Source organism: Caulobacter sp. S45 (assembly GCF_903642205.1).
In the GTDB taxonomy this organism is placed as follows: domain Bacteria; phylum Pseudomonadota; class Alphaproteobacteria; order Caulobacterales; family Caulobacteraceae; genus CAHJWH01.
This window is the reverse complement of the sequence record NZ_CAHJWH010000008.1, coordinates 1-25,653: the sequence shown is the minus strand read 5'-3', so window position 1 is coordinate 25,653 and position 25,653 is coordinate 1. Positions and strand designations below refer to the sequence as shown.

The window sequence follows — 25,653 nt, the reverse complement described above, 5'->3', positions numbered from 1 at the left end:
TCCAGAGATCAGCGACGGGTGAGCAGTACACCCAGGACAAGGCCAGCGGCGAAAGCGGAGGCTGCGGAGATCCCTACTGAAATGAAAGGCTTGGTCTGGACCGTGTCGCGGATCACATCGGACTGGTCCAGCGCCCAGTCACGCGCCACGCCGGAACGATCCACCGCCCAGTCCTTGGCGACTCCGGCCTTCTCTGTGACCGTCTTCTTAACCTGGTCCGCCGTGTCGGCCAGGCTGCGGCCGGCGTCCTTCACATCCTTGTCGGCCTGATCAGCTACGGCACCGGCCTTGTCGTTCAGGGTTGTGTCGGTCATCCCAAGCTCCACGGCTACGCTACCTTCTCAACACCCCCGCGCGCCGGCGGTTCCTAGCTGGCGACGGCTTCGACCGGTGCGGCGCCATGGAAGAACAGGGCCTGCCCGATCAGCACTTTCACCGTATCCTCCCGGAACGGCTTGGTGATGAGGAAGGCCGGCTCCGGACGGTCGCCCGTGAGCAGGTGTTCCGGGAAAGCGGTGATGAAGATCACCGGCAGGTCGAAGTCCTGCAGGATGTCAGCCGCCGCATCCATGCCGCTGGAGCCATCGGCGAGCCGCACGTCGGCGAGCACCAGGCCAGGCCTCGCGTCATGGGCCAGCGCCACCGCTTCCGTGCGCGTGGCCGCCACGCCTACGACCGTGTGGCCGAGTTCGCGTGCGACACGAGTGAGGTCGAGCGCGATGATCGGTTCGTCCTCGATGATCAGCACGCGGGCCGCCAGTTGGTGGCGCAGCGCCGTCTCCGCCGACTGTAGCAGCGCATCGACTTGGCCGCGGTCGCAGCGCAGGACTTCCGCCGCCTCGGACGCGCTGAAGCCCTCCATCGTGGTCAGCAGCAAGGTCGCCCGCTCCTGATCGCTCAGCTCCTGCAGGTGGAGGTCGGCGCCGTTCACGTTCGAAGGACGAGGGCCATCCGAGCGCCGGGACCACGCATTGTGCAAGGCGGCATACAGAGCCGGTCGCACGGCGAGCGCCTCTTCAAGCACGATCTCACCGGAGAGCAGGCCCTCCATGGCCGTTTGAACCAAGCTGTCGCCCTTGGCCTGCGATCCCGTGAGGGCGCGGGCGTAACGCCTCAGATAAGGGGCGTGCCGGCCGATCTGCCTGGACATGGACCTTCCCTCGCCCAGGACGGCCAGACGCGCTTCGTCCGCACCTTGGGTCCCGACAGAGCTGGAACGACGCCTAAAGTCCAAGGTTCCGGTCCGGGCGGAGGGCCTGCGCGGGGCGGCCTCCAACAGCCTATGACCCTGCGGACCTAACCTCTCCGCGCAATGCGTCGCAGGGATCACTTGTCTCACTACATGCCGGTCTGGGAGACTCACTCCAAAAACGTCAGAGAACCCGTTCAGGTCCTGCCCGTTTCCATTGGTCAGATGAGGAGAGTGAAAGTGTCCGACCTTCCGCCGCCTGAAACGACGCCCACGCCTCAGCCCTATCCCGAGATCGATCCTCCAGCCTCGCCGGATGAAGCGCCGATCGGCACGCCCGCTCCCGATGACGGCCGGCCCTACGATTGAGTTCGGTGGCGAGCCACGGCGCAGCGGAACTCTGCCACATCGCCTTAGGTTACCCGGACGTTCGACCACGCGACAGCGGGAGAGACAGATGTCCCAGCCATCCGAGAGTGTTCAAGGCAAGTCTAGCCGGGGCTTCGCCTCAATGGATCAGACCAAACAGCGTGAAATCGCCCGGAAAGGCGGTGAGAGCGTGCCCAACGAAAAGCGCAGCTTTTCGCAGAACCGGGAACTTGCAGCCGCCGCAGGCCGCAAGGGCGGGGAAGCGTCCCAGGGCGCTCGACGTCGCCCGAGTTAAACCGGGCCGGCAGATTCTCAAGGCGGCTCTCGTGTCTCAGTCGAGAGCCAGCCTCAGGCCGCTGAACTGCCATCGCTGGTGAGGCTGGAAGAAGTTACGGTAGCTGGACCGGATGTGGGCTGATGGTGTCACGCACGAGCCGCCCCGCAAGATCATCTGGTTGACCATGAACTTGCCGTTGTACTCGCCGACCGCACCCGTGGCGGGACGAAAGCCGGGATAGCCCACATAGGGGCTGGCGGTCCATTCCCAGACGTCTCCGATCATCTGGGCCAGCGGTGCGGATGCTGCAGGACGAGGGGTGAAGTCACCTTCGTCCAACAGGGCGCCGCGCTGGCTAGACCCGTGCGCAGCGTGCTCCCACTCGGCTTCAAGGGGAAGGCGGGCGCCAGCCCAACGAGCGAAGGCGTCAGCCTCGTAGAAGCTCACATGCACGACAGGGGCGTCGAGCACGAGAGGCTGGAGGCCATGAAGACCGAAGGCCACCCAATCGCCGCCCTGACCTTCCCAGTAGAGCGGCGCGTCCCACGCTTCAGCCTGCCGGCAGGTCCACCCGTCGGATAGCCAGAGATCGGCGCGCCGATAGCCGCCGTCCTCCATGAAGGCCAACCACTCCTCATTGGTGACGAGGCGGTCCGCCAGGCGGTAAGGGCCGAGCAGCACGTCATGCCGCGGAAATTCGTTGTCGAAGCTGAACCCATGCCCGTCGGAACCGATCGGGACGATCCCTCCCCCTAAGGCCGTGAAGGTCGACGGTCTCGTCGGTCCGAAGCCGCCCGGTTCAGTCGGCGGCGTGAGATAGGCCGGCTTCAGCCGGTTCTGGGCGAAGAGGTGGAGGATGTCGGTGAGCATCAGTTCCTGGTGCTGCTCCTCGTGGGCGAGGCCTAGGGTGACAAGGGCCGCCGTTTCGGCATCCGTGGCGCCGGCCAGCACCTTGCGCATCCCGGCTTCCACATGGCGGCGATAGTCCATCACCTCTGGGGCGGAGGGCCGCGTCATCAGTCCGCGAGCGGCCCGCGGCTGACGCTCACCCAGCGCTTCGTAGTAGGAATTGAACAGGTACTGGAAGGCAGGATCGAAGGGCGGGAAACCCCTGGGGAGCAGGAGGAAGGTCTCGAAGAACCAGCTGGTATGCGCCAGATGCCATTTGGCCGGACTGGCGTCGGGCATCGACTGGGCCAGCATGTCCTCCGCCGTCAGTGGATGGGCCAGTCGGCGGGTCGTCTCACGCACATGCTCGAACCGCTTCAGCAGAACCTGATCGGGGTCCGGGTGGGTCTCGGCGGAAGCATTGGAACACGGCCCAAGATCGAACGGAGTCATGGTGGCAAAAGCCCTTGGAGCCCCCGCCCCGAAGCGGAACGGATAGATAGGGCGCACGTTTCCCCGGCGCCCCGATCGTGGGGGTGCGTGTCGGTCGAGTTCGGATGGCGGAGCCCCAAGCCTGCAACGTCGTTCAGCCCGCCCGGTCTGATATGCGACGCGATGCAGAGCCGCCACAGGCGGGACGCAACGACGACAGCAGGTGGCGCGAAGACGTCATCGCCCTGATCCCCGCGCTTCGCGCCTTCGCCTGGTCGCTCAGCCACAACAGCGCCGACGCCGATGATCTGGTGCAGGACACCCTGATCAAGGCCTGGACGCACCGGGCCAGGTTCGAGCCTGGCACCAACCTTCGAGCCTGGCTTTTCACCATCCTTCGCAACACCTACTACACCGCCGTCGTGCGTCGCCGGCGCGAGGTCGCCGACGAGGATGGAAAGCATGCCGCCACCCTCAGCGCAGCGCCCACGCAGGATTGGAGCGTCGCCGTCCACTCGCTTCGCGCCGCCCTCCAGCAGCTGCCTCACGAGCATCGCGAAGCCCTTGTCCTGGTAGGTGCTGCCGGCATGACCTACGAGGAGGCCGCCGAGATCTGCGGCTGCGCCCTGGGCACCATCAAAAGCCGGGTCAACCGGGCGCGCGCCCGGCTGTTGCGGATCATGGACGCCGAAGTTGCGGAGGATACCTTCGCCGGCGAGATGCTCGGGGCGGCGCTCCAACCGGAGTGAGGCTTCACTTGCGCGGGGCCGGCCGGCCGCCGCACTGCAAGTCTCCGCGTTCGAACGCCGCTTCCAGGGCCTCGGTCAGTCGCAGCAGCCGGTCAGGGACGGGGCCTGAGGTCAGGCTGTCGAAGTAGGTCTTGAGCTGGTCTCCCAGAGGCTGTTCCAGGAACGCCGAAGACTCTTTGGGGATTTGAGCCGCAGGCGGCTGCATCCACATATACGGTGCTCTCAGAGACAAATTGTCTCACCGGTCCTAGCAACCTCGACCGGGACCGTAAAGCCCCCGGCGCCTCAGCGGAGGGAACCGTGGCTTGGCCGCCGCGGTTTCAATCGGGCAACCTCCATCGAGGACAATGAAAATGGCTGATCGGCATCATGATAACGACACCCGCGACGGTGTGGGCGAACGCAGCCTCGGCTCGGAACGCGACTGGCGCGGCGGTCGCGACTGGCGCGATCAGACCAGCCGCGGTCCTTTTGACAGCCGTTACCGGGGGCAGCCAAGCCCGTCCGAATCGCGGGCTTTTGATCAAGGCCAGCTTCAGGACCCTGGAGAGCGTGACATGCGCCGGGCCCGTGACGAACGCCCGCGTGATCGCAGCGCCGGCCCGGGTCGACAGAACGGTGGCGAGCGCAGCTACCAGGAGGGTGGAGACACCGCCTATGGCCAGATGGCCAGCGGGTCTTCGGACAGCGGGCTAGGTGGCTATGGAGGCGCCGATGTCGGCGGCTGGGGCCAGCCCAACCTGAACTCCCAGTGGGGCCAGGGCGGCTACGCGCCCTTGAACCAGGGGCTGGACTACGGCCAGGACGGCGGGCGCTTCAACCCCGCCGGGTTCGACGCCTCGGCCTACGGGCCGTCTTCCCGCCCGGGGCGAGGGCGCCAGGCCGCGGGCGAGCAGCCTCATGACCCTCATCACGCAAGCTATCATCACTGGCGCGACACCCAGCTCTCGTCCCATGACCGGGACTACGCCCGCTGGCGCGACGAGCAGGCGCGCCGCTATGACGAGGACTATGGCTCCTGGCGCAACGAACGCCACTCCGCCTTCAGCAAGGAGTTCGAAGGCTGGCGCGCGGGTCGCGGGGGACAGTCGGGTGTTCCCGCCTCGGCCCAGTCCGCTCCTTCTGCCGGCTCGGTGGCGTCGTCCACAGTCGTGAATCCGTCGGAGCGCTCGGCCTACGGCCAGGCGAGCGCCAGCGCATCCACGGGCGAGCAGGGCTCGGCTCATGGAGCCAATCCCACCCTCGCCCGGATCGCCGAGGGCGAAACCGGCCATCGGCACCCTGACGTGGTCGACAAGGCGGACCCCGACAAGGATCCCGCCCGGCACTGACGCCCGCCCGGCCCCTCGGGCCTGTTCCAGCTTCGCCCCCGGCGTCATGCCGGGGGCGTTCGCATGTCAGCCCCGCGCCGCCGTGATCCGCGCGCGGGCCATTTCGTCGGCCACGACGTGGGTGGGACGCCGCTCGTCGATCGAGCGGTCGAACACCTCGTCCAGTGTCTGCATCAGCCGGGCGAGCTTGGTCTCCACCCACGCTGGATCGAAGGCCTCACTGCGGTCAAGAGCGCGGATTTCGGAGGCGACGTTGGTGATCCCTCCGCCGTTGATGACATAGTCGGGGGCATAGAGCAGGCCCTTGTCGAACAGCACCCTGCCGGCTTCGGGGCTGGCGATCTGGTTGTTGGCGCCCCCGGCCACCACCTTCACCTTCAGGCGCTCCAGCGTGGCCAGAGTGATCGCCCCGCCGAGCGCGCAGGGCGCGAACACCTCGGCCGGGGCGTCGAAGATGACGTCCGGCTCCACCACCTTGGCGCCGGTGGCGGCCGCCACAGCGTTCGATGCCTCTGCGTTGACGTCGCTGATCACAAGCTTTGCGCCGGCTGCATGCAGCTTCCCGGCCAGGAAGCCGCCGACGTGGCCGACGCCCTGGATCGCCACTGTCAGCCCGTCCAGCCCTCCGCCGAACGTGCGCCGCGCCGCCAGGACGAGACCGCGGAAAACGCCTTCCGCGGTCACCGGGCTGGGATCACCTGAGGCGGCGCGATGGCCGTCCAGCCCGGCTATGAACCGCGTGGCCTTGCGTGCGTGCACCATGTCCGCCGGCGAGGTGCCGACGTCCTCCGCCGCCCAGTAGCGGCCGCCGACCTGCTCCACCGCGCGCCCGAAGGCCTCGAACAGGGCGGGCGACTTCTCCGTGCGGCTGTCGCCGATGATCACCGACTTGCCGCCGCCGAGCTCCAGGTCGGCCATAGCGTTCTTGTACGACATGGCCCTTGAAAGCCGCAGCACGTCCTCCAGCGCCGCCTCGGACGACGGATAGGGCCACATGCGGCAGCCGCCGGCCGCAGGGCCGCGGACCGTGGAATGCACCGCGATAATGGTCCTGAGGCCGGTCTTTTCGTCGTGGAAGGCCTGAACGCTCTCATGGCCCTCGAACGCGGGAGAATCGAACAAGGTCATGTCTGGAGCGGCCCGGCCTGGCGAGGAAGGCGCGCGGGGTAGCCGCAACGCCTCCCCGCCGCAAGCTCAGCCGCTGACCGGGGCGGACATACGGGCATCACGGGTCTTGCGCCGCGGGATGGGCGGCGCGCCAGAGGGAAGCGGGCCAGTGGGATCGCGCACGAAGGCCAGCACGTCGTCGAGCACGACCTGGCGATGCAGGTCCCGCAGCAGCAGGTGATAGCCCGTGGCGTAATAGGCGCTGCGGTCGCCGGGCTTCAGACGGCGGGCGGCGCGGAAGGCGGCGTGCTTGGGGATGATGTCGTCGTGGGCGCCATACTGGTAGAAGGTGGGGACGTGCGTCTCGCCCACCTCGTCCTGGGCGTGCTGCATCAGCTCCACCAGGCCGTAGATGGTGTCGATGCGGGTGGCGAAGATCATGTTGCGGTCCAATCCCATGCGCCGCAGCTCCGAGATGTTGTCCGACGCCCGGATGCGCCGCGCCAGCCAGTTCGGCGCGGTCAGCCGCGATCCGGGCGCCACGTGGGCCGAGACCCAGAGCGCCGCGCTGTTCGGCAGGCCCTGCTCGCGCCAGCCCCAGACCGCGGGCGAGGCCAGCACCAGCCTGTCGGCGACGGGCGGCGCGTCGGAGGCGAAGGCGCTGATCCCCACCGCGCCCCCCATGCTCTCGCCCACCACGGCCACGATCGCGCCGGGATGGCGGGCGCGCACCAGGGCCGCGGCGGTGCGAAGGTCGGCGTCCATCAGGGCCTCGCCACCCCAGACGCCCCGGTGCGCCGCACGGCCGAAACCCCGCTGGTCGTAGGCGTAGGTGGTGACGCCCTGGGTCGCCCAGTACGGCCCGGCCAGGCCGAAGGCGGCTGAGTAGTCGTTCATGCCGTGAAGGCCGACGATCACCGCCCAGGGCGGCGTCGCTCGCCCACCGCCGTCCCGGGCGTCCCAGACCGTCATGGGCAGGCGGGCGCCGTCGCTGGCCACCAGGCTGTCTAGCTCAAGCCGCGGGCCCCTGAAGCTCTCCGGCAGGACGCCCGGACCCTGCACCCGCGGCTGGCAGGCCGCCACGCCGCCGGCGCCGATCAAGCCCAGAAGCGCGCGCCGGCGATCCGAACGCGGCGGCTCAGGCCTGAGCATGGGGCGGAGCCACCTGCGTGTCCGTATCCGGCAGCCTTAGCCGGTAGACGCCCTTGAAGCCGTTGGGATCGACCGGCTTGCCATGCCTGAGGATCAGCAGCCTGCCCTGCCGCGCCAGCCCCACCGCCTCCGCCCGCACCTGCGGCAGCGCCCGCCGCCAGTCCTCGCCGGCCGCCGCCCGGGCGACGGCTTCCGGCGCAACGCTGCGCCCGGGCGCGCCGCTGGCCAGCAGCTCGAAGATCGCCATCTCGACGGGAGACCTCACGCAGCGTTCCGATGGTCCATGAAGCGCGTCGACCCTCGCGCAACGCGCTTGCGCCAGAACCCGCCAAACTGTAACAGATGAAGTTCCATTAGCGGCGCATACCTGCAGCGTCTGACAGCGAAAGCCTCCCGATGACCAAGATACTGGTTCTGTACCACTCCGCCTACGGCCACGTCGAAACCCTGGCCGAGGCGGTGGCCGCGGGCGCCCGCGAAGCCGCAGGCGTACAGGTCGACATCCGCCGCGTGCCCGAGCTGGTCAGCGAGGACGTGGCCCGCGCCTCTCACTACAAGCTCGACCAGGCGGCGCCGTTCGCAAAGGTGGACGAGCTGGCCGACTACGACGCCATCGTCATGGGCTGCGGCACCCGCTACGGCCGGATCAGCTCCCAGCTTGCCAACTTCCTGGACCAGACCGGTGGCCTCTGGGCCAAGGGCGCGTTCAACGGCAAGGTGGGTTCCGCCTTCGGCTCCACAGCCAGCCAGCACGGCGGCCAGGAAACGACGCTGATGAGCCTGATCACCAACATGATGCACCTGGGCATGGTGATCGTGGGCCTGCCCTACAGCTACCAAGGGCTGCTCCAGGTGGCCGAGGTGGCGGGGGGCACGCCGTACGGCGCCACCACCATCGCCGGCGGCGACGGCTCCCGCTACCCGACCGAGCTCGAACTCGGCGCCGCGCGCTTTCAGGGCCGCCACGTGGCCGAGGTCACCGCCAAGCTGCATGGCTGAGCAGGCGCATGCTAGCCTGCGGCCGCCCACCCCTCGTTGGCGCCGTCGTTCCGCCCTGGGCCAGCCTCTGCTCGTCGGCGAACATGTAGTCGCGGGTAATCGGCAGGGCGTCCACGCGCTTGGCGAGCTGAATCTGGAAGTTCATCATGCCGAACCAGCGGAACCCCGCCTCGCTGGAGATCAGGTAGAACTCCCACATCCGGCAGAAGCGCTCGTCGTAGAGCGCTGTGATCTCCGCCCGCTGCGCCTGGAAGCGGCGGCGCCATTCCCGCAGCGTCTCGGCGTAGTGAAGCCGCAGGACCTCCAGGTCGGTGACCCACAGCCCGGCCTCCTCAATCATCGGCAGCACTTCCGACAGTGAGGGGATGTAGCCGCCGGGGAAGATGTATTTGGCGATGAAGGGCTGGGTGCGGCCCGGTGGCGTATGCCGGCCGATGGCGTGGAGAAGCATGACCCCATCGTCGGCCAGTAGCCGGCCGCACGTGTCGAAGAACTCCTGGAAACGCGGCTGGCCGACATGCTCGAACATGCCGACCGAGACGATCCGGTCGAAGGGCCCGCGCACGTCGCGATAGTCGCGCAGCTGGAAGTCCACCCGCCCGGACACGCCCTGCGCCTGGGCCCTCCGCTCGGCTACGGCATGCTGCTCGCGGCTGAGGGTGACGCCGGTCACCTCCAGCTCGGGCGCCATGTGAGCCAGCGTCAGGCCGAGCCCGCCCCAGCCGCAGCCGATGTCCAGCAGCCGACCGCCCTGAGGCAGGTTCAGCTTGGCGGCGATGTGGGCCTTCTTGGCCGCCTGGGCCTGTTCCAGCGTGTCGCCGGGCGCGGTGAAGTAGGCGCAGGAATACTGCATGTCCGCATCCAGGAAGCGGGCATAGAGCTCATGGGACAGGTCGTAATGATGGGCCACGTTGCGCCGCGCGGCGCGACGGTCGTTGATCTGCTGCAGCCGCCGCAGCGCCGTCTCGCGCATGCGCAGCGCCGCGGTGCGGGGCTTCTTCCAGAAGCGCGGATTGTTGGCGACCAGCTCCAGCAGGTCGAACATGTCGCCCTGCTCGAACACCAGCTCGCCGTCCATGAAGCACTCGCCGAGCTTCAGCTCGGGGTTCATGGCCAGCTTGACGCCCGAGCCCGGCTTCATGCGGATGGCTATGGGCCGGCCCGAGCCGTCGCCATAGGTGCGCGGCCGCCCCGCGCCGACGGCCACCGTCAGGTCGCCGACATCCACCACCCGCTGGAGATAGGCCTCAAGCACGCTGACGCTCCGCTATCCTCCACCTCGGCGGTCATAATGGCCACGCCGGGTGGAAGACGCCAGAGCCTAGGCTCGAGCCGCTCCCGCGGTAAGCTGGATCAGGCCTCGATGGCCACGCCGATCGGACAGGTCACGCCGGTGCCGCCGATGCCGCAGTAGCCGCCCGGGTTCCTGGCCAGGTACTGCTGGTGATACTCTTCGGCGAAATAGAACTTCCCCGCCGGCTTGATCTCGGTGGTGACCGGCCCGAAGCCGCGCCCCTTCAGCGCCGCCTCGTAGGCGGCCTTGGAGGCCTGAGCCGCCTTCGCCTGATCCTCGCCGTAGGTATAGATGGCCGAGCGGTACTGGGTGCCGGTGTCGTTCCCCTGCCGCATGCCCTGGGTGGGGTTGTGGCCCTCCCAGAAGGTCTTCAGCAACGCGTCGTAGCTGATGAGCTTGGAGTCGAAGACTACCAGCACCGCCTCCGTGTGGCCGGTGCGCCCGCTGCAGGCTTCCTCATAGGTCGGGTTCGGCGTCACGCCCCCCGCATAGCCCACGGCGGTCACCCACACGCCGGGCAGCTTCCAGAAGATGCGCTCCACGCCCCAGAAACAGCCCATGCCGAACTGCGCCAGCTCCAGCCCGTCCGGATAGGGACCCTTCAGCGCCCGCTGGTTGACGAAGTGGGCGGACGCAGTGGGGATGGGCTCGGCGCGACCCTTCAGCGCCTCTTGGGCGGTCGGCAGGTCGGCGGGCTTGCGGCTGAACAGCATGGTGCGGCTCTCAGGGCTTGAACGGGGTGGGGCTAAGATAGGTGCGGGCCGGCCAATGCGCAGCCCGCCGCCACCGAAGCGCGGGGCCTTGCGGCGAGGCGGAAGGCCAGTATATGTCGCGCCCACCCGGTCCTTGAAGCCGCGGACGGCGCCTAGGGCGCAACCCTGTGGTGGGGTGGCCGAGTGGTTGAAGGCGCACGCCTGGAAAGTGTGTATACGGGAAACCGTATCGAGGGTTCGAATCCCTCTCCCACCGCCAACTAGTCAGGCCCCCAACTTACTCCGAGGCCTACGTTAGCCGCGCTTGCTGAGCGCCTGTAAGCCGTTGACCGCATTCGAAGCGGTGCTCTGAACCCTGAAATTCGATCCAAAAAGGTCGCCTTGGCGAGCCCGTTTCGACGCCTGTCTCCGGGGCCGACTTTCCGACTCCGGTTTGCGCCTGTTATTCATGATAACAGGGGCAATAACAGGGGCAACTTTTTCTGCGCGCGCGTGGCGTGACGCTGCCGGCCTAAGCGGCGAGTACCGTGACCTGTGGCGGAAAGCCGAGTCTGGCGCGCTGCTCCACCCAGGAGAGCGGCAGCTCACAGTCGAGCAGGGCCTGCAGCGTCAGGCCGGCAGGCTGGCGGCCTTCGAGGAGCGCCCGCTGAATGTCCGGGGCAAGAAAGGCGAGCGCGCCGAGCTTGCGGCGGTAGGAGTCGACGGGGCTGGACGCCTGGGCGAGGTCTTCATCCGCAGTGAGCGGCCCGCAGTTGCTGACGGCGAGCTCACGGTGGGCGCGCCAGAGCGCGGTGACGAGCGCCGGGTCGCCGGCGCCCGCACGGACGCCATCGGAGCCGTCGGGGGTGATCAGCCAGGTGCGCCCACCGCGGAACACCGGCCGTACGCTCACGGTGAGCCTCAGCAGATCGCCCTCGCGGGAGAGGGCGTCGCCCGCAGGCAGCCGGCCTTGCATGAGCGGTACAGGATCGGCGTCGTCGGCGGGATGGTGAACCAGGATCTGGATGCTCGCCGCCTTCAGCTCGACCTTTGCGAGCCAGCGACGGAGCTGCTCCCATTGAAGGCCCTCATCCGCCAACAGCCCGCGCAGCCGGCGGGCCACCAGCGTTTCGATCGTGGTTGCGGGTACTCGGCGGATGGCCGAGATGGACGGACTGACCGAGGCTTGCTGCAGGTCACTGGTGACGTAGTAGCGGTAGCGTCGTCCCCCCTTGCCGTAGGCGGTCGTCGGCGACATAGGCCGCCCGGCGGTGTCGAAGATGAGGCCGGTCAGCGGCGCGTTCTCGCGAGCATGTGTGTTGCGGACGTTCCGCACGCCCGCCTTGGCCTTCAGGCTTGCCTGAACGGCGGCGAAGAGCTGTGCGTCCACAATCGCGGCATGCAGGCCCGGGTAGGCTTCACCGCCATGTTTGACCACGCCAAGGTAGACGCGGTTCTTGAGCAGATGGAACAGGGCGCTCCGGCTGAAGGAGGCCCCTCCCATGCAGCGGCCGTTGCTGGTGGTCCAGGACTTGGAGCGGACACCAGCGGCGGCAAGCTCGGCGCGCAGGATGTGCACCGACCTGAGTTCGAGATAGCGGCGGAAGATCGATCGGACCTGCTCGGCCTCCGCCTCGTTGACGACAAGCGCGCGATGGCTCTTGTCGCTGGGCGGATCGTAGCCGAGCGGCGCGATGCCCCCCATCCACATGCCCTTCTGCTTGGACGCCTTGATCTTGTCACGGATGCGCTCGCCGGTGACCTCGCGCTCGAACTGGGCGAACGAGAGCAGCACGTTCAGCGTCAGCCTGCCCATCGAGGCGGCCATCATCACTTCGCTCCGTCGCGCAGGCCGAAGAACCGCGGGCCGTTCCAGCGAACGCCGGTAATCGCCCGGGCGACTTCGGACAGGCTGGCGTAGCTCGCGCCGTCACACAGGAAGCCGCCTTCGACGGCCTCCACCTCATAGGCGCGGCCCTGCCACTCACGCGTAAGCCGCGAGCCCTCTCGGACTGCCGACGCCTTCGTCTTCGGCGCCGCAGAAGCGGTCATCACCTTCAGCACCTGCTTGTCGAGCCCGCCTTCGGCTTCGCACTGGATGCGCCATGCGAGGAGGTGGCGCAGGAAGCCCGGGGAGCGCAGCGGCGGAGGCGCCCCGTAGCGCCCAGCCCAGACCTGGCAAAGTTCGCGCAGGTCGAGCCCGACGAGGGCGTTCAGCTCATCATGCAATTGGGAGCGGTGCGAATTGGCCATGATCAGCGCTCCCGCACGAGGATCGCCGCGGCAGTAAGCACCTGCAGGTCGGCGCAGAGGCGGGCGAGTTCGGCGAGGCCCTCTTCGCGGGCGGCCGTGGCGGTGAGATCCAGCGCAGCTTCCAGGCGCGAGGTGACAAGCTCGAGGAGGGTGTCCAGCGCAGCTTGCCTTGGCGTGGCGGGTATCGTCATCTCCAGACAGACGCTCCGGACGCAGCGTTTGTCGGCCCCCGCTGCAGCGGAAAGACCCATGTCGCGCGATGTCCCAAGCCACTGGGAGTGGTGAGCAGGCGATGCTCCAGCATCGCACCGAAGATGTGTGGGAAGTTCTACAGCCGTTCACAAAACTTTGAACCAAGGTGATGAAGCAGGTTCTCAACTCGTCTGATTATAGGTTCTATCTTATCGGAATATGCCAGGATCATCTCACTTGGCGTGATCAGCAAAAGCTTGCCTTGGGAACGGCGGCCGGCAACAGACAACTTAGAGAGATTGCGACTGATGCCCGTGCGATCACACCCACCATGGCGAATCTCAAAGAAGCCCTAGTCGCCCTTCAAGGCGAAATTGCCGGGCTGGCCAGTGGGCCGGGACTCAGATTGATGTGCCAGCTGCGCGCGAGCGGCTCCAGCATCGAGCCTTACACCGGCATCGACGTGGACGACGCAGACTGGTCGCTCCTCGCCGCCGCCTGTGACGCCTCGCTCAGCACGAAGCGAGGTCGTTTGAAGGATGGCAATCTCGGCCGGACCTTGGAGCAGCTCGTGGATCTCTACGAGCGCGTTACCAAGAAGACGTTCACCCACAATCCGACTGACAGAGGTGACTACAACGGGCGGCTACACTGGGCGTGCGATCGCTTCGTTTACGCTGTCATGCAGACGATCGAGCCCGGCGTACATGAAACGCTGATCTGCACCTATCTTCAGGAGCTGAAAGAGGCTCGGTCGGTCAAGGCGAAGCTCGCCCCCGGCAGTCAGGTACAAAGTCCCTAAACCGCGACTTGGCGAAGCGCGCGACACTCCGGCTGTTCCTCGACGGCAGCAGCCAGATGACGAAGCGAAACATCCAGACCCACCAGCCGGACCTGCATATCCGCATGCGGCCGGTGGCTGCGCTGATCGCCAACCCGGCCAACGCGCGCAAGCATCCGCCGCGCCAGATCGACTTGCTGAAAAGTTCGATCAAGCAGTTCGGGTTCGTCGCGCCGATACTGATCGGGGGAACTATCCGGTTGACGTACCACGCTACCGCATATAGATTGGCCTTACTGAAAGGCCGATCCGATGACCGCTCGCAAAACCAACCTCGCCGATCCGATCTACCACGATGACGCCGCCGCCCGTGCGCACCTCGAAGCACTCCTGTGGCCGCAAGGCGCGGTGTGCCCGCGCTGTGGCGTCATGGGCGACCGGATCACGAAGCTGCAAGGCGCGAGCACCCGCCCCGGCGTCTACAAGTGCAAGAACTGCCGCAAGCCGTTCAGTGTGACCGTTGGAACGGTTATGGAGCGTTCGCACCTGCCCCTGCACAAGTGGGTTCTGGCGGCTCACTTCATGTCGGCCAGCAAAAAGGGGATGAGCGCCCTTCAACTGCAAAGGATGCTGGGCACGAACTATGAGACGGCCTGGTTCTTGTTCCATCGCCTGCGCGAGTGCCCCAAGGGCGAGCGCGGCCCGATGGGCGGCGAGGGCAAGGCCGTGGAAGCCGATGAGACCTACGTGGGCGGCAAAGAAAAGAACAAGCACTCCAACAAGCGCCTGCCTCGCTATCTGTCTGCCGATGCCAAGCAACCCGTCATGGTGCTGGTGGACCGCGACGGGGAGGCTCGCTCCTTCCACGTCGCCAACGTGACCGCCAAAACGGTGCGCGACGTTCTGGTGACGAACGCCAGCCGTAAATCGCACCTCATGACGGACGGCGCGACTGTTTATCTCGGCGTCGGCGGCGAGTACGCGGGCCACGGCAGCACAGATCACGCTAAGGGCGAGTACGTCCGGGGCGATGGCTTCATCCATTCCAACTCGGCAGAAAGCTACTTCGCCATCTTGAAGCGCGGCGTGTACGGCTCCTTCCATTCAATCAGCGAGGCGCACCTGCACCGCTATCTGGTGGAGTTCGACTTCCGCTGGAGCACCCGCAAGCTGGCCGATGTGGAGCGCGCCGAGCCGCTGCTAGCCGGTGCGAAGGGCAGGCGGCTTACCTATCGACAGCCTGAGGGAGCCGCGCACGCTTAAGCAGAAGGTGCGGAAGATAAGGGCGCTGCGGAAGACCTGATATAGGCCCAAACCAACGCGCCAACCCACCCGATTAGCGTCCACCCAAGAAATAGGTTCAGGATAAAGATCGCCGTCCGCTGACGGTCTTTCCTCCTGAACGCAACTATAGTGGGAACGAAATACATCAGTACGATTGCAATGCCGATGCCAACGCCCGCTCCAATGGCTGTATGGTTGATTGGCTCGGCTGTGGTATTCGCGGGCTCCTGAGCGGTTTGGCTTGTTATTTGAGCAGGATGGCCACAGGGAGCCCATACCGAGTCTGCTCCGGATGTCGCGTTCTCGCCATAGCACCAGCCCCTAGCCTGGAGTTTTGTGTCTAGGCGATCCCGCTTTCCGCACGCGACTTGTGTAGCTGGATTGTCGCCGGATCCTCCACGGCACGCCTCATTAGCGACGCCCTCTCGCGCCAACAGCGTCTGAACGCTCTGCTGCAATGTCCACGCCCCTGCGTAGCCCGGCGGGAGCCAGGCGGGTGACACGCGCACACAGGGATACGCGCCCACGTATTTCCCATGCCCAGTGATCAGCCGAGCGCTTACGAGGGGTGTTGTATTCCGTGGGCCGCCCGACACATGCGGGGACCCTGTGGGCGCGTAATGCGGCCCCCGGTTCCTGTCACAGTCCCGGAGACAGTCTCAACCTGCCCTCAAACGGCGGTCTTGTCACCCTGGTTTGACTCGCCCTCCCGAGGCTGTCTCTCTCGCTTGGGGCGGCGTTCAGGCGGGGTGCGTAGCGCCTTAAGTAGCATGGCGTCGCGTCGCTGGTCGGAAGTTTCTTCGACTTCCGGGCTGGTCACTTCTAACAAGGCGATCACCTATGCCGGTTAATTTTGATCCGAACGATTTTCAAGTCCTTGGCAAGTCATTTTTTAATGAAGGCGAGAGCGACAGAGTTTGAGTAATAGTGACCGCCGCATATCTTGACGACTATCGGGGAAAGGTTATCCAAACTCACCTTCCGGGGCTTACCCCCAAGCTAAGTAACAAGCTTTTCGGTTCGGACGGCAGATTATCTGAGTTCGGAGTTAAGATAGACCTGTCCAAAGCGATAGGGGTGGTGGACGCCGATTCACACGCCGATTTGATCCTCATTGCGCGCGTAAGAAACAGGTTCGCTCATAACATTCACATCAACAGCTTTTCCGATGAGCCTATATCTGACTTTTGTAATAAGATGCGCTATGCAAACAACTTTATAGACAAAGGAATTCCCCTAGTCGGACCTGAAGGAATTATCAGGATAAAGGCCGATCCTCCCTACGGGGTGGATGAAAAAGGACGCTTTAAACTGACAGCAATGGCGCACTGTTCAGAGTTTCATAATCGCTTGAACCACCTCTCACAGGGGGAGAAGCCAAAATCATAGCGACAAATATTTCCATGACCATCTCATCAGGATCGTACTTATCATTCAAGCCCCACGCCGCTATGCCCGCAGCGACCATCTCCGGCGTAACCACGACCGAAGACGGCGCGCCCTCAGACGCACCGCCCGTCGCTGGCCTGTCACCATGCGGACCTACCATATCTGGTGTGCGGTACGTCAACCGAATATTTTCCCTTTCGCTCCGTCCAATCAACTGTTCAACAGCAATGCGTCCGATCTCCTGCCTCAGGACATTAGTAGTTGACCGCGCTGCAAGCCACGTCGCGTGTCAGTTTCCAGTTCGTGCATGACCTTACTGCCATGTCGTCTTTCCGGCAGAAGTCTCTTGGCGGCTTCGGGCGCGCTTCGCTCGACCACGTCCGATCGGTCCGCTGCGGCACGCCGCGCGCCACCTACGCGACTCCGCTTCGCTAGCGGCCGCCGTGACGGACTGGCAGGACCACCCGGACCACGAGGCGTACGCCGCCGACCTGGAGCGCCGCCACCGGTCCAAGCACGCCTTCTGGGCGCGAGCGGGCCTGTGACGACACCGTCCAGGTGCGCACACCAGACCTCCGCCCCTGAACAGCAGGCTGTAAGCCCGGTTCCGGCGTGCTCAGGTGAACACCCGCCGCTTGCCCGCGAAGGTGAGGCGCCCGCAGTTCTTACATGCTCCCCAGCCGTTCCGGCGAGTCGACGCTGGGACGTCGAGCAGCTATCATCCTTCAGCTCGCCAGGGAGGGCGTGAGGATGGGTCGACCGGCGGGCTCGCTGCACGGCGCGATGAGCAGTACAGCCCACCCTGGCGCTGGCTCCGACTCGGTGACTTCTAAGGAGATCGCCGCCCTGCTCGGGAGCTTCTTAGAGCGGCTCGGCCTGCCCTGGGACGCTGCGCGGCTGCACCTGCACCCACCTGGCGCGGTCGCGGCGGGCTGGAGCGAGCCCGGCGTCGTCCACCTCCGCCCGCCCGTGTCGGCGAACGATTTCTGGGATGCGGATGGGCTCGGCCTGCGCATCCTCGCGCACGAGGCGGCCCACATCGGGCAGTTCGCCACGCTGGGCCGCCCCGTCGCCGTCGCGCTCCTGGAGCGGGAAGCGGACGACGTCGCGGCTGAGCTGCTGGCGCCGGGTGGGCGGCCCCAGGTCCAATTGGCTGCCGCACCCGGGTGCCTGCACTGGAGCCGGGCCGGCCACTACTACACGACCTACCTCACCGCCCTGGTGTGGGGAGCGCCCGAGTACTACGCCCAGCGCATGGCCTTCCTCAGCCAAGTGCCCGACCTAGTCAGCGAGCTGGACGCCATCACCCAGGCGGCGATCTCTGAGACCCTGATCGGCAAGGACGTTCCAGCGGTCGCCGCCGGCGCGTTCCTGACCACCAAGGCCGACACCGGCGTGCGGCCCCAGGATTACGAGGTGTGCCGGGATGTCGTCGAAGGGCTGCACTGCCTTACCGGCGCGCCCGTCGCGCAGGAGCGCCGGCGTAGGATCGGCTTCGCCATGGCCGCCGGCGACCCGCTGGAGTTCGGCATCAGCCTGCACGCGCTCGGAGACGCCTGGGCGCACTGCAACGGCGCGGTCATGTACGGCAACGGCTATGGCCACCTCTTCGGGGGCCATGATCCGGACCTCATCAGCGAGCGCACGGGGCCCTACCTCGACTACGTCCGCACCCTCTACCGCGTCATGTCGGCCAAGGCGCCCTATGTGGACTGCCGGCCCAAGGTGGAGTGTCCTAACATCGCCGACATCCTGGACAAACTGAGCCTCATGGCGTTCGTCCATCATGATGGCGATGAAGAGACAGGCCAGATCCGCTACATGCGGTCGCTCATCGACAGCATGTCCGTTGACAAGGGACTGCTCAACTACCAACCGGCCAACGACTGCGTCGGTTGGCAGCGCTTCATCACTTCTCCCGCGGGCCATAATGGTATCCTCAAGTCCGGCGACCTTGACGTCATCCGGGGCTATGGGCGCCGGTGGCGCCTGACGCCCGTGGATGGGCGCACTCCCGCCGCCCGCATCGCGGACGCGCAGCGCCGCGCCCAGGGACGTCCCGAGCGCGTCGCTAGGGACGCGGGGATCGCGGTCGCGGTCGGGGAAGCCATTGGGGGTGCCCTGCTGCCATGACCTAGAGATGGGCGCAGCCCCGTAAGCCGCGGCCGCGGTCGTGTCCAGGTCTGAACGTCCATGCACACCGGAGGTGGAGTCGGCGGACGCTGCGAACGATTCTGAGGCCCTGGCGGGGTCACGTCACCCCGACTTGGCATTAGGGTCGGTGACGGGTGGCGTCGATCTGATCAGGGCCGGTCTGGGCTGATGTCGGGCTGGCGCCCAGCAGGTGCCGGAGATCAGGAGTCGGACCGTCGCGCCGGGAGGCCCTGATCCTAAATGTATGTCCGCTTCACCCCCAAGATGCGACTCTGCAGGGCCTACGGCTGCTTCCCAGATGCCCAGGTGAGAGTCCTGTTTCTGGAGGAAGGTGAAGGTCCGTTCTGGGCGCGAATCGCGGATGAGCGCATGCTCGATTTTCAGCGAGCCATCCCGTTTTCGCCGTCCGACACAGGCGAGGAGAACCCGCTGACTAAGCCGGTGGATCCGTTGGCGGTAGGGCGGCGGTTGAGGGCGCGTTAAGAGCGGGGACGCCCATTTGCGCTTTAAGCAGAACGAGCTGGTCGTCTACCGCGTGGGTGTCGCGCAGGTGCGCCAGCTCCTTGTCGGTGCTCGAGCGCTTATCGAGTGGGTCGTTGATCAGGCCCTGCTCCAGCATGGAGCCGAGCGCGTCGGCCTTGTCGCGGGCCCCCAGCATCTTGCCCTCAGCCCGCTCCAGGGTGCGGCCGACGTTCTCCATGCGGCCGCCAACGCCGGTCAGGCTCTGGGTGACCTTCACCTGGGCCTGGGCTGCGGCGTAGCTCGCCTTCATGGTGTCCTTCTGGGTGCGGAAGCGCTCGATGCGGTCCTCCAGCTGGCCCTGGTAGCCGGCCAGCTTGTCCACCTGCGGCCGGATGGCGTCGAGCGCCTCCTGCAGGGTCGCGCGGGTGTCCAGCACCCGCTGGCGGTGCACGAGCGCGGCCCGGGCGAGATCGTCGCGGTTGGCCTGCACCGCCAGCCGGGCGTCGGCCTCGCAGCCGTCCAGCTCCTTGTCCTGGGTGGTGATCTGGCGCTCCAGCGACTTCTGCTGGGCCACCACGTCGGCCAGGTGACGCCGGGTCTCCTGAAGGCCTGTCAGCATCTTCTCGTAGGAGAGGTCGAGCGCCTCGTTGGGGTCCTCGATGGCGTCCAACAGACGGTTGGTCTTGGACTGGAAGAGGTCGGCGACGCGGCCGAGGATGCTCATGGGTCTGCTCCGCTCAGCTGTTCACCGACAGCACCAGCTGCGGGTCGGGGATGGTGGAAGCGGCGAGCTCGGCGGCGATGGGGGTCACCGCCGTGCCGACGGCGAAGAACTCGATCACGTGCGGCTGCCAGTTGTGGCTGCCCTCGTGCAGGTCCATGCCGACCACGCCTTCAGCCTGCACCCGGATCGCCTCGTGTTGCATGCGCTCCATGGCGATCTCGCGCGCGTCGTAGAGCGCCTGAGAGTAGTTGGTCAGCTCCACGTTCTGGCCGACCGAGCCCATGGTCTTGAACAGGCCTCGGTGCGCCACGTGATAGACGCAAGAGCCCATCACCATTTCCAGCGGGCGGTAGCCTGCGTGCAGCAGGGTCCAGAAGTCCTGGCCCGACAGGTCGGAGGTGAAGGGCGCTCCGCCTGGCCCCTTGAAGGCGGTATGACCGGCGGCGTGGACCACGCCGGTGCCGATGGCCACGAACTCCAGGATGTTCTGGTCCCACTCCAGCCGCTTCACTTCTAACCGCACGCCCACTACGCCGTCAGCCCCCATGTCGCGGGCCTCCTCGCGCATGCGGGTCATGGCGTGCTCGCGGGCCTGGTACATGGCCTGGGAGAGCACGGTCATTTCCTGGTTCTTGGACCAACCGCCGTACTGGACGCCTACGTGGTAGATGCAGGAGCCCACGCATAGGCCAACCGGCTCGAAGCCCGCCTTCCGCACCAGCAGGAACTCGTTGACCGAGAAGTCGGAGGTGAAGACGCCGCCGCGGTTGTTTTGGCTGCGCAGGCCCTTCATCCGCTCAAGGGCGTGCTGGGGGATGGGGTCTTGGGTGTCGGCCATCAGATGCCTCCCTCTTTGTCGTGCAGGTTGTTGGCGGCGGGACCGCGAGCCTTGTTCAGAAGCGGGGAGACGTCGTCGCGCATGTCCACCACGGTCTGAAGATGGTGGGGTACACCGTCGCCCCGGCGGGTCTCCACTACCGTGCCGATGACGATATGACGGCCAAGATAATTGGGCGGTTGTTTGTCCACTTCCTGTCGAAGAAGTTGGCTGAATTGGGTGTGCGCAAGTACGCCAGTCCCCTGCCTAGCCGCGTCCGCACGCAGTTCGGCGTGCGCGTGTCGGCGGACTGACTCCCAGAATTCCCCAAGCGTTGGGAGGGGTCGAGTGCTTAAGTCATTGTAACCCAGATAGCCCGTCAGCCACTGGTAACGTGCGCCCACAGCGATACCGACAGGCACAATCCCCATCTCGAGCAGGCGCACGAACTCCAGCGCCGGGACGGTGGCGACCACGGGATCGGGGCTTGCGGGCAGCCCCTCCATGCGCACCGCGGTACCAAGCAGGGTGTAGTCCATGCTGGCGCCCAGGTCGGTGTGGACGGTCCTCATCTTCACGTCGACTACAGCGTTGGCGCCGCAGACGATGGCCTCGGCGCGCAGGCGCTGCAGCGCGGCGCGCCACCCCGCCGCGTGGCCCTCCGTCCAGCTGCGTCCGTACTGGTACCAGCAGGTGCCGCTCACGGTTGCAATCGGCTTGATCCCGTGACTGCGCGCCAGACGAAGCTCCGCCGGCGTCATGGTCGACAGCCAGGGCAGACGGCCCTGGGCCGCGGCCTGCAGCCGCTCCACCACGAACTCTGGCAGTTGGCCACCCGCCAGCGCGCTCTCCCAAGCCGCTCCCCGTGCAGCCGCTTGAGCTTCGGTCGGCAACGGGCCCCCGCTCGGTCCCTGCAGCGTCGTCGGCATCTAACGGGTCCTCACAGGAAGTCGTGCAGCACGTCGCTGGCCGAGCCCATGGTCCCGGCCAGGGCGGCCACTTCCGCGCGCACCTCGCCCAGCCACTGCGGCACGGGCTCCTCGCTGGTGCTGATCGTCACGCCGCGCACTGCCTTGGCCTTTGTCGCCGTGAGCGTCCCCTTGTCGAAGCGCAGCCGGTACTCGGCCCCGTCGCTTCTGAGCGCGATCTCGTGCACGTGGCTGGTGCGAGAGAGCAGGCCATCGCGCCGCCGTTCTACAGTCACCCGGTCAGGCAGGGCGCCTTGCAACCGCGCCGCCAGCGCCTCCATAAAGGCCCGAAAGTCATTTAGAGCCCGGCGGACCCCTGCGGCGTCCAGGTCGAAGGGATCAAGCTCAACGCTCATAGAGGCCGTCGGCGCGTCAGAAGCATGATCGAAGGCGTTCCCTTGTCAGTCCGACACCACTGTGGCCCAGCCTCTGCCAATGCGGCAAGCGCGTCGGAAAAATTTTCATTTGGAGAGCGGAGGGGCTGCGACGGTCGTCGGTAGGCGTAGCCCCTGCAGGAGGACCGATTGCCTACGATCCAGCGCGTCAAGCAAACCGATTAGGGACCGGCGGGAGGCGGGAGCGGCAAGTGGCGCTGACCGAGTGTGAGTGCCGACAGCCTTTCCGCTCCTGGCCAACTACATCACCCTACAGGCCGGACGGACAGGCCGAGCGGAACCGCAGGAAAGCACTCGGGTGGAAGGGAACGGGCGGGCAGCAACAGGCCCGAAACGACGGAGAGATCTCCCAGGCGCGCGAGACTCTGAGCTAGGTCCTGCTGACATAGTGCTTCAGCCACAGGCGTGAGCCAGCGATGTTGAGGAAGCCGAGGAAGGATATGGCGGTCTTGTCGTAGCGGGTGGCGATGCGACGCGCCTGCTTCAGGCGGTTGAACATGCGCTCGATGCGGTTGCGGTCTTTGTAGGCGTGGAAGTCGCAGGCGATCTGCTCTCTACGGTTGCTCTTTGGCGGAATAACAGGAAGCACGCCCTTCATAAGCAGGGCGATCCGGACGTTGTCGCCATCATAACCTTTGTCGGCCATCATCATCCTCGGCTTCTTGACCGCGAGCGCGAAGAGTTCACCCACGGCCTTATGGTCGGAGACCTCGCCGCCCGTCAGGACGAAGCCAAGAGGGCGGCCCTGACCGTCTGCACGGGCGTGGATCTTGCTCGTAAAGCCGCCGCGGCTTCGACCAAAGCCTTCCTTGCAGGTCCCCCTTTAGCGCCGGCGGCCTGACTGTGGCCGCGGATGGTGGTGCTGTCGATCATGTGCTTCCAGTCGTCGGTGAGCCCAAGCTCGACCAGCGTCTCCAGCACCGCGTCCCAGACGCCCTGCTGCGCCCAGCGCCGGAACCGCACATAGACCGAGTTCCACTTGCCGTAACGCTCGTGCATGTCGCGCCAGGGGCAGCCGACCCGCAACACGTACAGCATCCCGTTCAGGAACAAGCGGTTGTCGTGCGCCGGCCGCGCTTTGCGCCCACGTTCAGGCGGCAGCAGCGCCCCGATGATCGCCCACTCCCGCTCCGTCAGATCGCCCCGCGCCAAGGCCAGCCTCCAAAAGGAAGCCTTGAATCAGAGTTCGAGCCCCGCTGGAATCCACTATGTCAACAGGACCTAGGCGGGGGACATGGAAACGGGTGCGCCCGTCTGCAGCCCAAAAGCGGACCTCCCGAACTTCCGCAGCGGGTCGAAAGCGCAGGCGTGGCTTGCTCCAGCAAATCGTCGTTCCTTCTGACACCAGCGTCGCAGCCCGGAAGCGGACGCCCTCGATGCGGGTTAAAGGTAAACCTTTAGCCTCAGGCCGGTGGCCGAGCCCATCCCTTACGCAGGCGGAGGACGGGCTCGTCACGTAGGATACGAGCTCACCCGACGTATCCACGCTTTCCCAGGTAGAAGTCATCTGAACGACTGAGTGTTTCTACCGCGTTCCGACTCAGGAACTGCAAAATCTCTTTAGCTTGTTCTCCAGGCCAAACATCTCCTTCAAAGCCGAACACAGCCGAGAAGCCTCCGGTCCCAGGTTGGTCATCGGGGAAGCAGGGACACCTCATGACTGTTCGAAGCGGACCTTTGATCGCGCTCTGGGATGACGAACGAAAGTGAACGAGCGCAACCAGAATAGTGTCTGGCTCTACCCACCCTTCTACTTCCTCCGGCATGATGATTAAGCCCGATCCAGGTATGTCATCGTGCCAGGTATCGGGTCGGCCACCCAGCGAGGCCCCCAAGGGTCATCGACGTTCTCGAAGCGCAGCTTCGCCAACATTTCGAGTTCATCTGGCATCCAAATAAGGACCTCCTGCCCGTCTCGGAGCGCGGGGCCTAGCGCCCTCAAATCCGCCCGGGAACGGTCCAGGATCAGCCAGTAACCCCCATCGTGGGAGCCCTCGTTCGTGTCGAAGAAGATGCGAGGTAGCGGTTCGGCCGACATGATAGAGGAAGCTACGGCGGAGCCCGAGGGTCCGCAACGGGTCCAGGCTGTGTAAAAACTCCGAATGGGCCTTTTGGGGCGTCTCGGATGAAAGTCCTGGTTGCGCTGAAAACACCGAAATCAAGCCTGTCGCGCATGGAAGGCGAGATCTGATCCTTAAACCCGCGCCCTACGACGTCCACCAACGCGTTTTTACACGGCCTCGGTCGCGAGCACGTATGAGCGCGGCTCCAGAAACTCACCCTTCGGCACCTCCCGCCCAGCCTTTTCGCCCTAGGAGCGGACGCTCCGAATGCGGGCGAAGGGTGGGTCTCGGCCGGTGGCCTGAGCCACCTTACAAGGGCTGGGGTTTGTCCAAGCGGCAAAGGTGGTTGTGAGGGCAGGATGCACCCTGTAAGTTTTTCCTGGAACGCAAGTGAACCCGGCTTGCAGGAGGGCTTCGCTCGACGCACATTGTCCTTCGAGCGCTGGCGGATTTGTGGGATCGCGCGTACTGCGTGGAGGCCCGGTGGCAAAGAACACACGACATGTCGTGCCCAGCACTTCGGGCGGCTGGAGTGTGCGCAAGCAAGGTGCGGCGCGCGCGTCTAAGACGTTTGAGACAAAGATGGAGGCTGAAAAGTACGGCAAAGATCATGCGCAGAAAGATCGGGCCGATATTTTCGTTCATGGTGCTAATGGGATGATCCAATCCCATAAGACGTACAACAAGTAGGCCTTGGCCTTCGAGCGCAACGTATTCATAAATTGCCCATTCGATCCGGGCTACCTTGATATGATGCGTCCACTTCTGTTCTCTATTCTAGCGCTTGGCTACGAGCCGAGGATTGCGTCAGAACGCGCTGATGGCGCGGAAGTGCGGATCGAAAAAATCGTAGAGCTTATTGAAGAAAGTCGATTCGGAATCCACGACCTTTCGAGGCTGCAAGCCACATCAGTCGGCGAATACTATCGCCTCAACATGCCATTCGAGTTGGGGATTGATTATGCTTGTCGAATGTACAAGGGGCCACCTTGGGATGCTAAGCGCATTTTGATTCTTGAGGACGACGCCCACGAGTTGAAGAAGGCGCTGTCTGACCTAAACGCAAGTGATGTTGAGCCTCACAATAATGATCCATCTCAAGTTCCCGTTCTGGTAAGAAACTGGCTTGCCCAGTTCATGACCGGTGATGTAATTCCTCCATCTCTGATCTGGGCTAGATTTACTGATTTCAACGCGGCGAACTTTCTACGCCTGACGGCAGCTCGCTGGTCGCCCGCCGAAATCGAGAAGCAGCCCGTCAGAGAGCTGATTGTGGCGATGCGAGATTGGCTGGGAGCACTGGCAGTCTGAAAGCCGCGAAGGGGTAGGCACGGATGTCCGACATGGGTCGTTCTTCCGCGCTGATCTTCGGCCGGAAACTCACCGTTCGCTGCGGCTGAGGTATCCTGCCGCAGAGCTGACCTTCTGAACGGTAGCGAGGGTGGAAATTGGCCATACATCTCGCTACACGGCTGAAGGAGACCTGAGCACCCGGTTAAGATGATTTGGCGGTCAACCTTTGCCAGACGGATCGCCCATGCATGGGCGCTTGTCAGAGCGGCAATTTAGCTGGTCGTGATGAGATCGCGTTAGAACCTGACTCAAAAGCCCACTGATACCGGTTCTCCGAGGGCGTGACTCGAGAGGGCTTGCGGGGGTCGGCTCGGGTTGATTCAAGGTGGTGAACGAGGA

Annotated in this window: 30 protein-coding genes, 1 tRNA gene and 1 pseudogene; 14 read left to right on the top strand and 18 right to left on the bottom strand. The window is 65.4% G+C overall.

Annotation, left to right across the window (positions count from 1 at the left end; translation table 11 throughout):
- Positions 1-8: 8 nt before the first annotated feature.
- Together HUV06_RS01905 and HUV06_RS01900 are read right to left on the bottom strand one after the other, a co-directional pair.
- The gene (locus HUV06_RS01905) at positions 9-314 is read right to left on the bottom strand and encodes a hypothetical protein (RefSeq protein WP_217433590.1); all 306 of its coding nucleotides are present in this window, start codon (positions 312-314) and stop codon (positions 9-11) included.
- A gap of 53 nt (positions 315-367) precedes the next feature.
- On the bottom strand, positions 368-1,150 hold the full coding sequence (locus HUV06_RS01900; protein WP_174299576.1) for a response regulator: 783 nt from the start codon (positions 1,148-1,150) through the stop codon (positions 368-370).
- A 279-nt stretch (positions 1,151-1,429) separates the two neighbouring features.
- Between HUV06_RS01900 and HUV06_RS16415 the strand changes: the two genes are divergently transcribed.
- Positions 1,430-1,558 carry a hypothetical protein gene (locus HUV06_RS16415; protein ID WP_256429987.1) on the top strand — a complete coding sequence of 43 codons (129 nt, stop codon included), beginning with the start codon at positions 1,430-1,432 and terminating at the stop codon, positions 1,556-1,558.
- Positions 1,506-1,853 (top strand): general stress protein, encoded by a 348-nt coding sequence (locus HUV06_RS16570; protein ID WP_371810952.1) that lies wholly within the window; start codon positions 1,506-1,508, stop codon positions 1,851-1,853. Before HUV06_RS16415 ends, HUV06_RS16570 begins: the two co-directional genes overlap by 53 nt.
- A 36-nt stretch (positions 1,854-1,889) precedes the next feature.
- Here HUV06_RS16570 and egtB read toward each other — a convergent pair whose 3' ends face one another.
- A complete protein-coding gene (gene egtB, locus HUV06_RS01890; protein WP_174299574.1) occupies positions 1,890-3,176 on the bottom strand; it encodes an ergothioneine biosynthesis protein EgtB in 1,287 nt (428 codons plus the stop codon).
- Between the two features lie 104 nt (positions 3,177-3,280).
- On the opposite strand from egtB, the gene HUV06_RS01885 reads away from it, so the two are divergent.
- Entirely contained in the window at positions 3,281-3,904 is a 624-nt protein-coding gene (locus tag HUV06_RS01885) for a sigma-70 family RNA polymerase sigma factor (RefSeq protein WP_254600829.1), read from the top strand.
- Between the two features lie 4 nt (positions 3,905-3,908).
- Here the strand turns inward: HUV06_RS01885 and HUV06_RS01880 are convergent, their stop codons facing one another.
- The gene (locus HUV06_RS01880) at positions 3,909-4,109 is read right to left on the bottom strand and encodes a NepR family anti-sigma factor (protein WP_174299573.1); all 201 of its coding nucleotides are present in this window, start codon (positions 4,107-4,109) and stop codon (positions 3,909-3,911) included.
- 352 nt (positions 4,110-4,461) lie between these two features.
- Here HUV06_RS01880 and HUV06_RS01875 point away from each other — a divergent pair, with 352 nt between their 5' ends.
- A complete protein-coding gene (locus HUV06_RS01875) occupies positions 4,462-5,235 on the top strand; it encodes a hypothetical protein (RefSeq protein ID WP_174299572.1) in 774 nt (257 codons plus the stop codon).
- A gap of 66 nt (positions 5,236-5,301) precedes the next feature.
- Here HUV06_RS01875 and HUV06_RS01870 read toward each other — a convergent pair whose 3' ends face one another.
- From HUV06_RS01870 to HUV06_RS01860, 3 genes are all read right to left on the bottom strand, one after another.
- On the bottom strand, positions 5,302-6,363 hold the full coding sequence (locus tag HUV06_RS01870; RefSeq protein WP_174299571.1) for a Glu/Leu/Phe/Val dehydrogenase: 1,062 nt from the start codon (positions 6,361-6,363) through the stop codon (positions 5,302-5,304).
- Positions 6,364-6,429: 66 nt separating this feature from the next.
- Positions 6,430-7,494, bottom strand: a complete 1,065-nt coding sequence (locus HUV06_RS01865; protein ID WP_174299570.1) for an alpha/beta fold hydrolase — start codon at positions 7,492-7,494, stop codon at positions 6,430-6,432.
- Positions 7,481-7,759: a DUF3253 domain-containing protein gene (locus HUV06_RS01860; protein WP_254600828.1), complete on the bottom strand. Its 279-nt coding sequence runs from the start codon at positions 7,757-7,759 to the stop codon at positions 7,481-7,483. Before HUV06_RS01860 ends, HUV06_RS01865 begins: the two co-directional genes overlap by 14 nt.
- Positions 7,760-7,890: 131 nt before the next feature.
- Between HUV06_RS01860 and wrbA the strand changes: the two genes are divergently transcribed.
- Complete coding sequence (gene wrbA, locus HUV06_RS01855; RefSeq protein WP_174299569.1) at positions 7,891-8,493, top strand: NAD(P)H:quinone oxidoreductase; 603 nt, start codon at positions 7,891-7,893, stop codon at positions 8,491-8,493.
- Here wrbA and HUV06_RS01850 read toward each other — a convergent pair.
- Positions 8,471-9,748: a class I SAM-dependent methyltransferase gene (locus tag HUV06_RS01850; protein ID WP_174299568.1), complete on the bottom strand. Its 1,278-nt coding sequence runs from the start codon at positions 9,746-9,748 to the stop codon at positions 8,471-8,473. The genes wrbA and HUV06_RS01850 overlap by 23 nt on opposite strands.
- Positions 9,749-9,846: 98 nt before the next feature.
- Positions 9,847-10,500: a peptide-methionine (S)-S-oxide reductase MsrA gene (gene msrA / locus HUV06_RS01845; RefSeq protein WP_174299567.1), complete on the bottom strand. Its 654-nt coding sequence runs from the start codon at positions 10,498-10,500 to the stop codon at positions 9,847-9,849.
- 169 nt (positions 10,501-10,669) lie between these two features.
- On the opposite strand from msrA, the gene HUV06_RS01840 reads away from it, so the two are divergent.
- Positions 10,670-10,759 (top strand) — tRNA-Ser (locus tag HUV06_RS01840).
- A 252-nt stretch (positions 10,760-11,011) separates the two neighbouring features.
- Here HUV06_RS01840 and HUV06_RS01835 read toward each other — a convergent pair.
- The 3 genes from HUV06_RS01835 to HUV06_RS01825 are packed head-to-tail and all read right to left on the bottom strand — an operon-like array spanning position 11,012 to position 12,923.
- Entirely contained in the window at positions 11,012-12,310 is a 1,299-nt protein-coding gene (locus HUV06_RS01835) for a recombinase family protein (protein ID WP_174299566.1), read from the bottom strand.
- Positions 12,310-12,732: a DUF2924 domain-containing protein gene (locus HUV06_RS01830; RefSeq protein WP_174299565.1), complete on the bottom strand. Its 423-nt coding sequence runs from the start codon at positions 12,730-12,732 to the stop codon at positions 12,310-12,312. Before HUV06_RS01830 ends, HUV06_RS01835 begins: the two co-directional genes overlap by 1 nt.
- Before the next feature lie 2 nt (positions 12,733-12,734).
- Positions 12,735-12,923 carry a hypothetical protein gene (locus tag HUV06_RS01825; protein WP_174299564.1) on the bottom strand — a complete coding sequence of 63 codons (189 nt, stop codon included), beginning with the start codon at positions 12,921-12,923 and terminating at the stop codon, positions 12,735-12,737.
- Positions 12,924-13,093: 170 nt separating this feature from the next.
- Between HUV06_RS01825 and HUV06_RS01820 the strand changes: the two genes are divergently transcribed.
- From HUV06_RS01820 to HUV06_RS01810, 3 genes are read left to right on the top strand one after another with little or no spacing between them, the layout of a single operon-like run.
- On the top strand, positions 13,094-13,726 hold the full coding sequence (locus tag HUV06_RS01820; RefSeq protein WP_174299563.1) for a hypothetical protein: 633 nt from the start codon (positions 13,094-13,096) through the stop codon (positions 13,724-13,726).
- 8 nt (positions 13,727-13,734) lie between these two features.
- Positions 13,735-14,064 carry a hypothetical protein gene (locus tag HUV06_RS01815; RefSeq protein WP_174299562.1) on the top strand — a complete coding sequence of 110 codons (330 nt, stop codon included), beginning with the start codon at positions 13,735-13,737 and terminating at the stop codon, positions 14,062-14,064.
- Positions 14,018-14,968: an IS1595 family transposase gene (locus HUV06_RS01810; RefSeq protein ID WP_174299561.1), complete on the top strand. Its 951-nt coding sequence runs from the start codon at positions 14,018-14,020 to the stop codon at positions 14,966-14,968. The genes HUV06_RS01815 and HUV06_RS01810 overlap by 47 nt, the downstream gene beginning before the upstream one ends.
- On the opposite strand, the gene HUV06_RS01805 is transcribed toward HUV06_RS01810, so the two are convergent.
- Complete coding sequence (locus tag HUV06_RS01805) at positions 14,965-15,135, bottom strand: superinfection immunity protein (RefSeq protein ID WP_174299560.1); 171 nt, start codon at positions 15,133-15,135, stop codon at positions 14,965-14,967. The genes HUV06_RS01810 and HUV06_RS01805 overlap by 4 nt on opposite strands.
- A 781-nt stretch (positions 15,136-15,916) precedes the next feature.
- Here HUV06_RS01805 and HUV06_RS01800 point away from each other — a divergent pair.
- From HUV06_RS01800 to HUV06_RS01795, 3 genes are all read left to right on the top strand, one after another.
- On the top strand, positions 15,917-16,378 hold the full coding sequence (locus tag HUV06_RS01800) for an MltR family transcriptional regulator (RefSeq protein ID WP_174299559.1): 462 nt from the start codon (positions 15,917-15,919) through the stop codon (positions 16,376-16,378).
- Positions 16,379-16,761: 383 nt separating this feature from the next.
- Positions 16,762-16,923 (top strand): DUF6880 family protein, encoded by a 162-nt coding sequence (locus tag HUV06_RS16565; protein ID WP_371810954.1) that lies wholly within the window; start codon positions 16,762-16,764, stop codon positions 16,921-16,923.
- Positions 16,924-17,128: 205 nt separating this feature from the next.
- Positions 17,129-18,511, top strand: coding sequence for a hypothetical protein (locus tag HUV06_RS01795; RefSeq protein WP_174299558.1), 1,383 nt, complete (start codon positions 17,129-17,131; stop codon positions 18,509-18,511).
- A 454-nt stretch (positions 18,512-18,965) separates the two neighbouring features.
- On the opposite strand, the gene HUV06_RS01790 is transcribed toward HUV06_RS01795, so the two are convergent.
- The 5 genes and pseudogenes from HUV06_RS01790 to HUV06_RS16500 form a co-directional block, all read right to left on the bottom strand.
- Positions 18,966-19,718, bottom strand: coding sequence for a PspA/IM30 family protein (locus HUV06_RS01790; RefSeq protein ID WP_174299557.1), 753 nt, complete (start codon positions 19,716-19,718; stop codon positions 18,966-18,968).
- A 13-nt stretch (positions 19,719-19,731) separates the two neighbouring features.
- Positions 19,732-20,556, bottom strand: coding sequence for a heavy metal-binding domain-containing protein (locus tag HUV06_RS01785; RefSeq protein WP_174299556.1), 825 nt, complete (start codon positions 20,554-20,556; stop codon positions 19,732-19,734).
- Complete coding sequence (locus HUV06_RS01780; protein ID WP_174299555.1) at positions 20,556-21,428, bottom strand: heavy metal-binding domain-containing protein; 873 nt, start codon at positions 21,426-21,428, stop codon at positions 20,556-20,558. Before HUV06_RS01780 ends, HUV06_RS01785 begins: the two co-directional genes overlap by 1 nt.
- 47 nt (positions 21,429-21,475) lie before the next feature.
- Entirely contained in the window at positions 21,476-21,859 is a 384-nt protein-coding gene (locus HUV06_RS01775) for a hypothetical protein (RefSeq protein WP_174299554.1), read from the bottom strand.
- A 412-nt stretch (positions 21,860-22,271) separates the two neighbouring features.
- Positions 22,272-23,063 (bottom strand): annotated as a pseudogene (locus HUV06_RS16500) (IS5 family transposase); the annotation flags it as partial.
- A gap of 1,288 nt (positions 23,064-24,351) precedes the next feature.
- Here HUV06_RS16500 and HUV06_RS16560 point away from each other — a divergent pair.
- Together HUV06_RS16560 and HUV06_RS01760 are read left to right on the top strand one after the other, a co-directional pair.
- Entirely contained in the window at positions 24,352-24,651 is a 300-nt protein-coding gene (locus tag HUV06_RS16560; RefSeq protein ID WP_371810951.1) for a DUF2188 domain-containing protein, read from the top strand.
- Positions 24,652-24,654: 3 nt separating this feature from the next.
- Positions 24,655-25,272: a hypothetical protein gene (locus HUV06_RS01760; RefSeq protein WP_174299552.1), complete on the top strand. Its 618-nt coding sequence runs from the start codon at positions 24,655-24,657 to the stop codon at positions 25,270-25,272.
- Positions 25,273-25,653 lie beyond the last annotated feature (381 nt).

Coding starts and splice junctions, on each gene's coding strand:
- HUV06_RS01905 (WP_217433590.1), bottom strand. CDS start 314: ATGACCGACACAACCCTGAACGACAAGGCCGGTGCCGTAGCTGATCAG.
- HUV06_RS01900 (WP_174299576.1), bottom strand. CDS start 1,150: ATGTCCAGGCAGATCGGCCGGCACGCCCCTTATCTGAGGCGTTACGCC.
- HUV06_RS16570 (WP_371810952.1), top strand. CDS start 1,506: ATGAAGCGCCGATCGGCACGCCCGCTCCCGATGACGGCCGGCCCTACG.
- egtB (WP_174299574.1), bottom strand. CDS start 3,176: ATGACTCCGTTCGATCTTGGGCCGTGTTCCAATGCTTCCGCCGAGACC.
- HUV06_RS01885 (WP_254600829.1), top strand. CDS start 3,281: ATGGCGGAGCCCCAAGCCTGCAACGTCGTTCAGCCCGCCCGGTCTGAT.
- HUV06_RS01880 (WP_174299573.1), bottom strand. CDS start 4,109: ATGCAGCCGCCTGCGGCTCAAATCCCCAAAGAGTCTTCGGCGTTCCTG.
- HUV06_RS01875 (WP_174299572.1), top strand. CDS start 4,462: ATGCGCCGGGCCCGTGACGAACGCCCGCGTGATCGCAGCGCCGGCCCG.
- HUV06_RS01870 (WP_174299571.1), bottom strand. CDS start 6,363: ATGACCTTGTTCGATTCTCCCGCGTTCGAGGGCCATGAGAGCGTTCAG.
- HUV06_RS01865 (WP_174299570.1), bottom strand. CDS start 7,494: ATGCTCAGGCCTGAGCCGCCGCGTTCGGATCGCCGGCGCGCGCTTCTG.
- wrbA (WP_174299569.1), top strand. CDS start 7,891: ATGACCAAGATACTGGTTCTGTACCACTCCGCCTACGGCCACGTCGAA.
- msrA (WP_174299567.1), bottom strand. CDS start 10,500: ATGCTGTTCAGCCGCAAGCCCGCCGACCTGCCGACCGCCCAAGAGGCG.
- HUV06_RS01835 (WP_174299566.1), bottom strand. CDS start 12,310: ATGATGGCCGCCTCGATGGGCAGGCTGACGCTGAACGTGCTGCTCTCG.
- HUV06_RS01830 (WP_174299565.1), bottom strand. CDS start 12,732: ATGGCCAATTCGCACCGCTCCCAATTGCATGATGAGCTGAACGCCCTC.
- HUV06_RS01825 (WP_174299564.1), bottom strand. CDS start 12,923: ATGACGATACCCGCCACGCCAAGGCAAGCTGCGCTGGACACCCTCCTC.
- HUV06_RS01820 (WP_174299563.1), top strand. CDS start 13,094: ATGAAGCAGGTTCTCAACTCGTCTGATTATAGGTTCTATCTTATCGGA.
- HUV06_RS01810 (WP_174299561.1), top strand. CDS start 14,018: ATGACCGCTCGCAAAACCAACCTCGCCGATCCGATCTACCACGATGAC.
- HUV06_RS01805 (WP_174299560.1), bottom strand. CDS start 15,135: ATGTATTTCGTTCCCACTATAGTTGCGTTCAGGAGGAAAGACCGTCAG.
- HUV06_RS01795 (WP_174299558.1), top strand. CDS start 17,129: ATGGGTCGACCGGCGGGCTCGCTGCACGGCGCGATGAGCAGTACAGCC.
- HUV06_RS01790 (WP_174299557.1), bottom strand. CDS start 19,718: ATGAGCATCCTCGGCCGCGTCGCCGACCTCTTCCAGTCCAAGACCAAC.
- HUV06_RS01785 (WP_174299556.1), bottom strand. CDS start 20,556: ATGGCCGACACCCAAGACCCCATCCCCCAGCACGCCCTTGAGCGGATG.
- HUV06_RS01775 (WP_174299554.1), bottom strand. CDS start 21,859: ATGAGCGTTGAGCTTGATCCCTTCGACCTGGACGCCGCAGGGGTCCGC.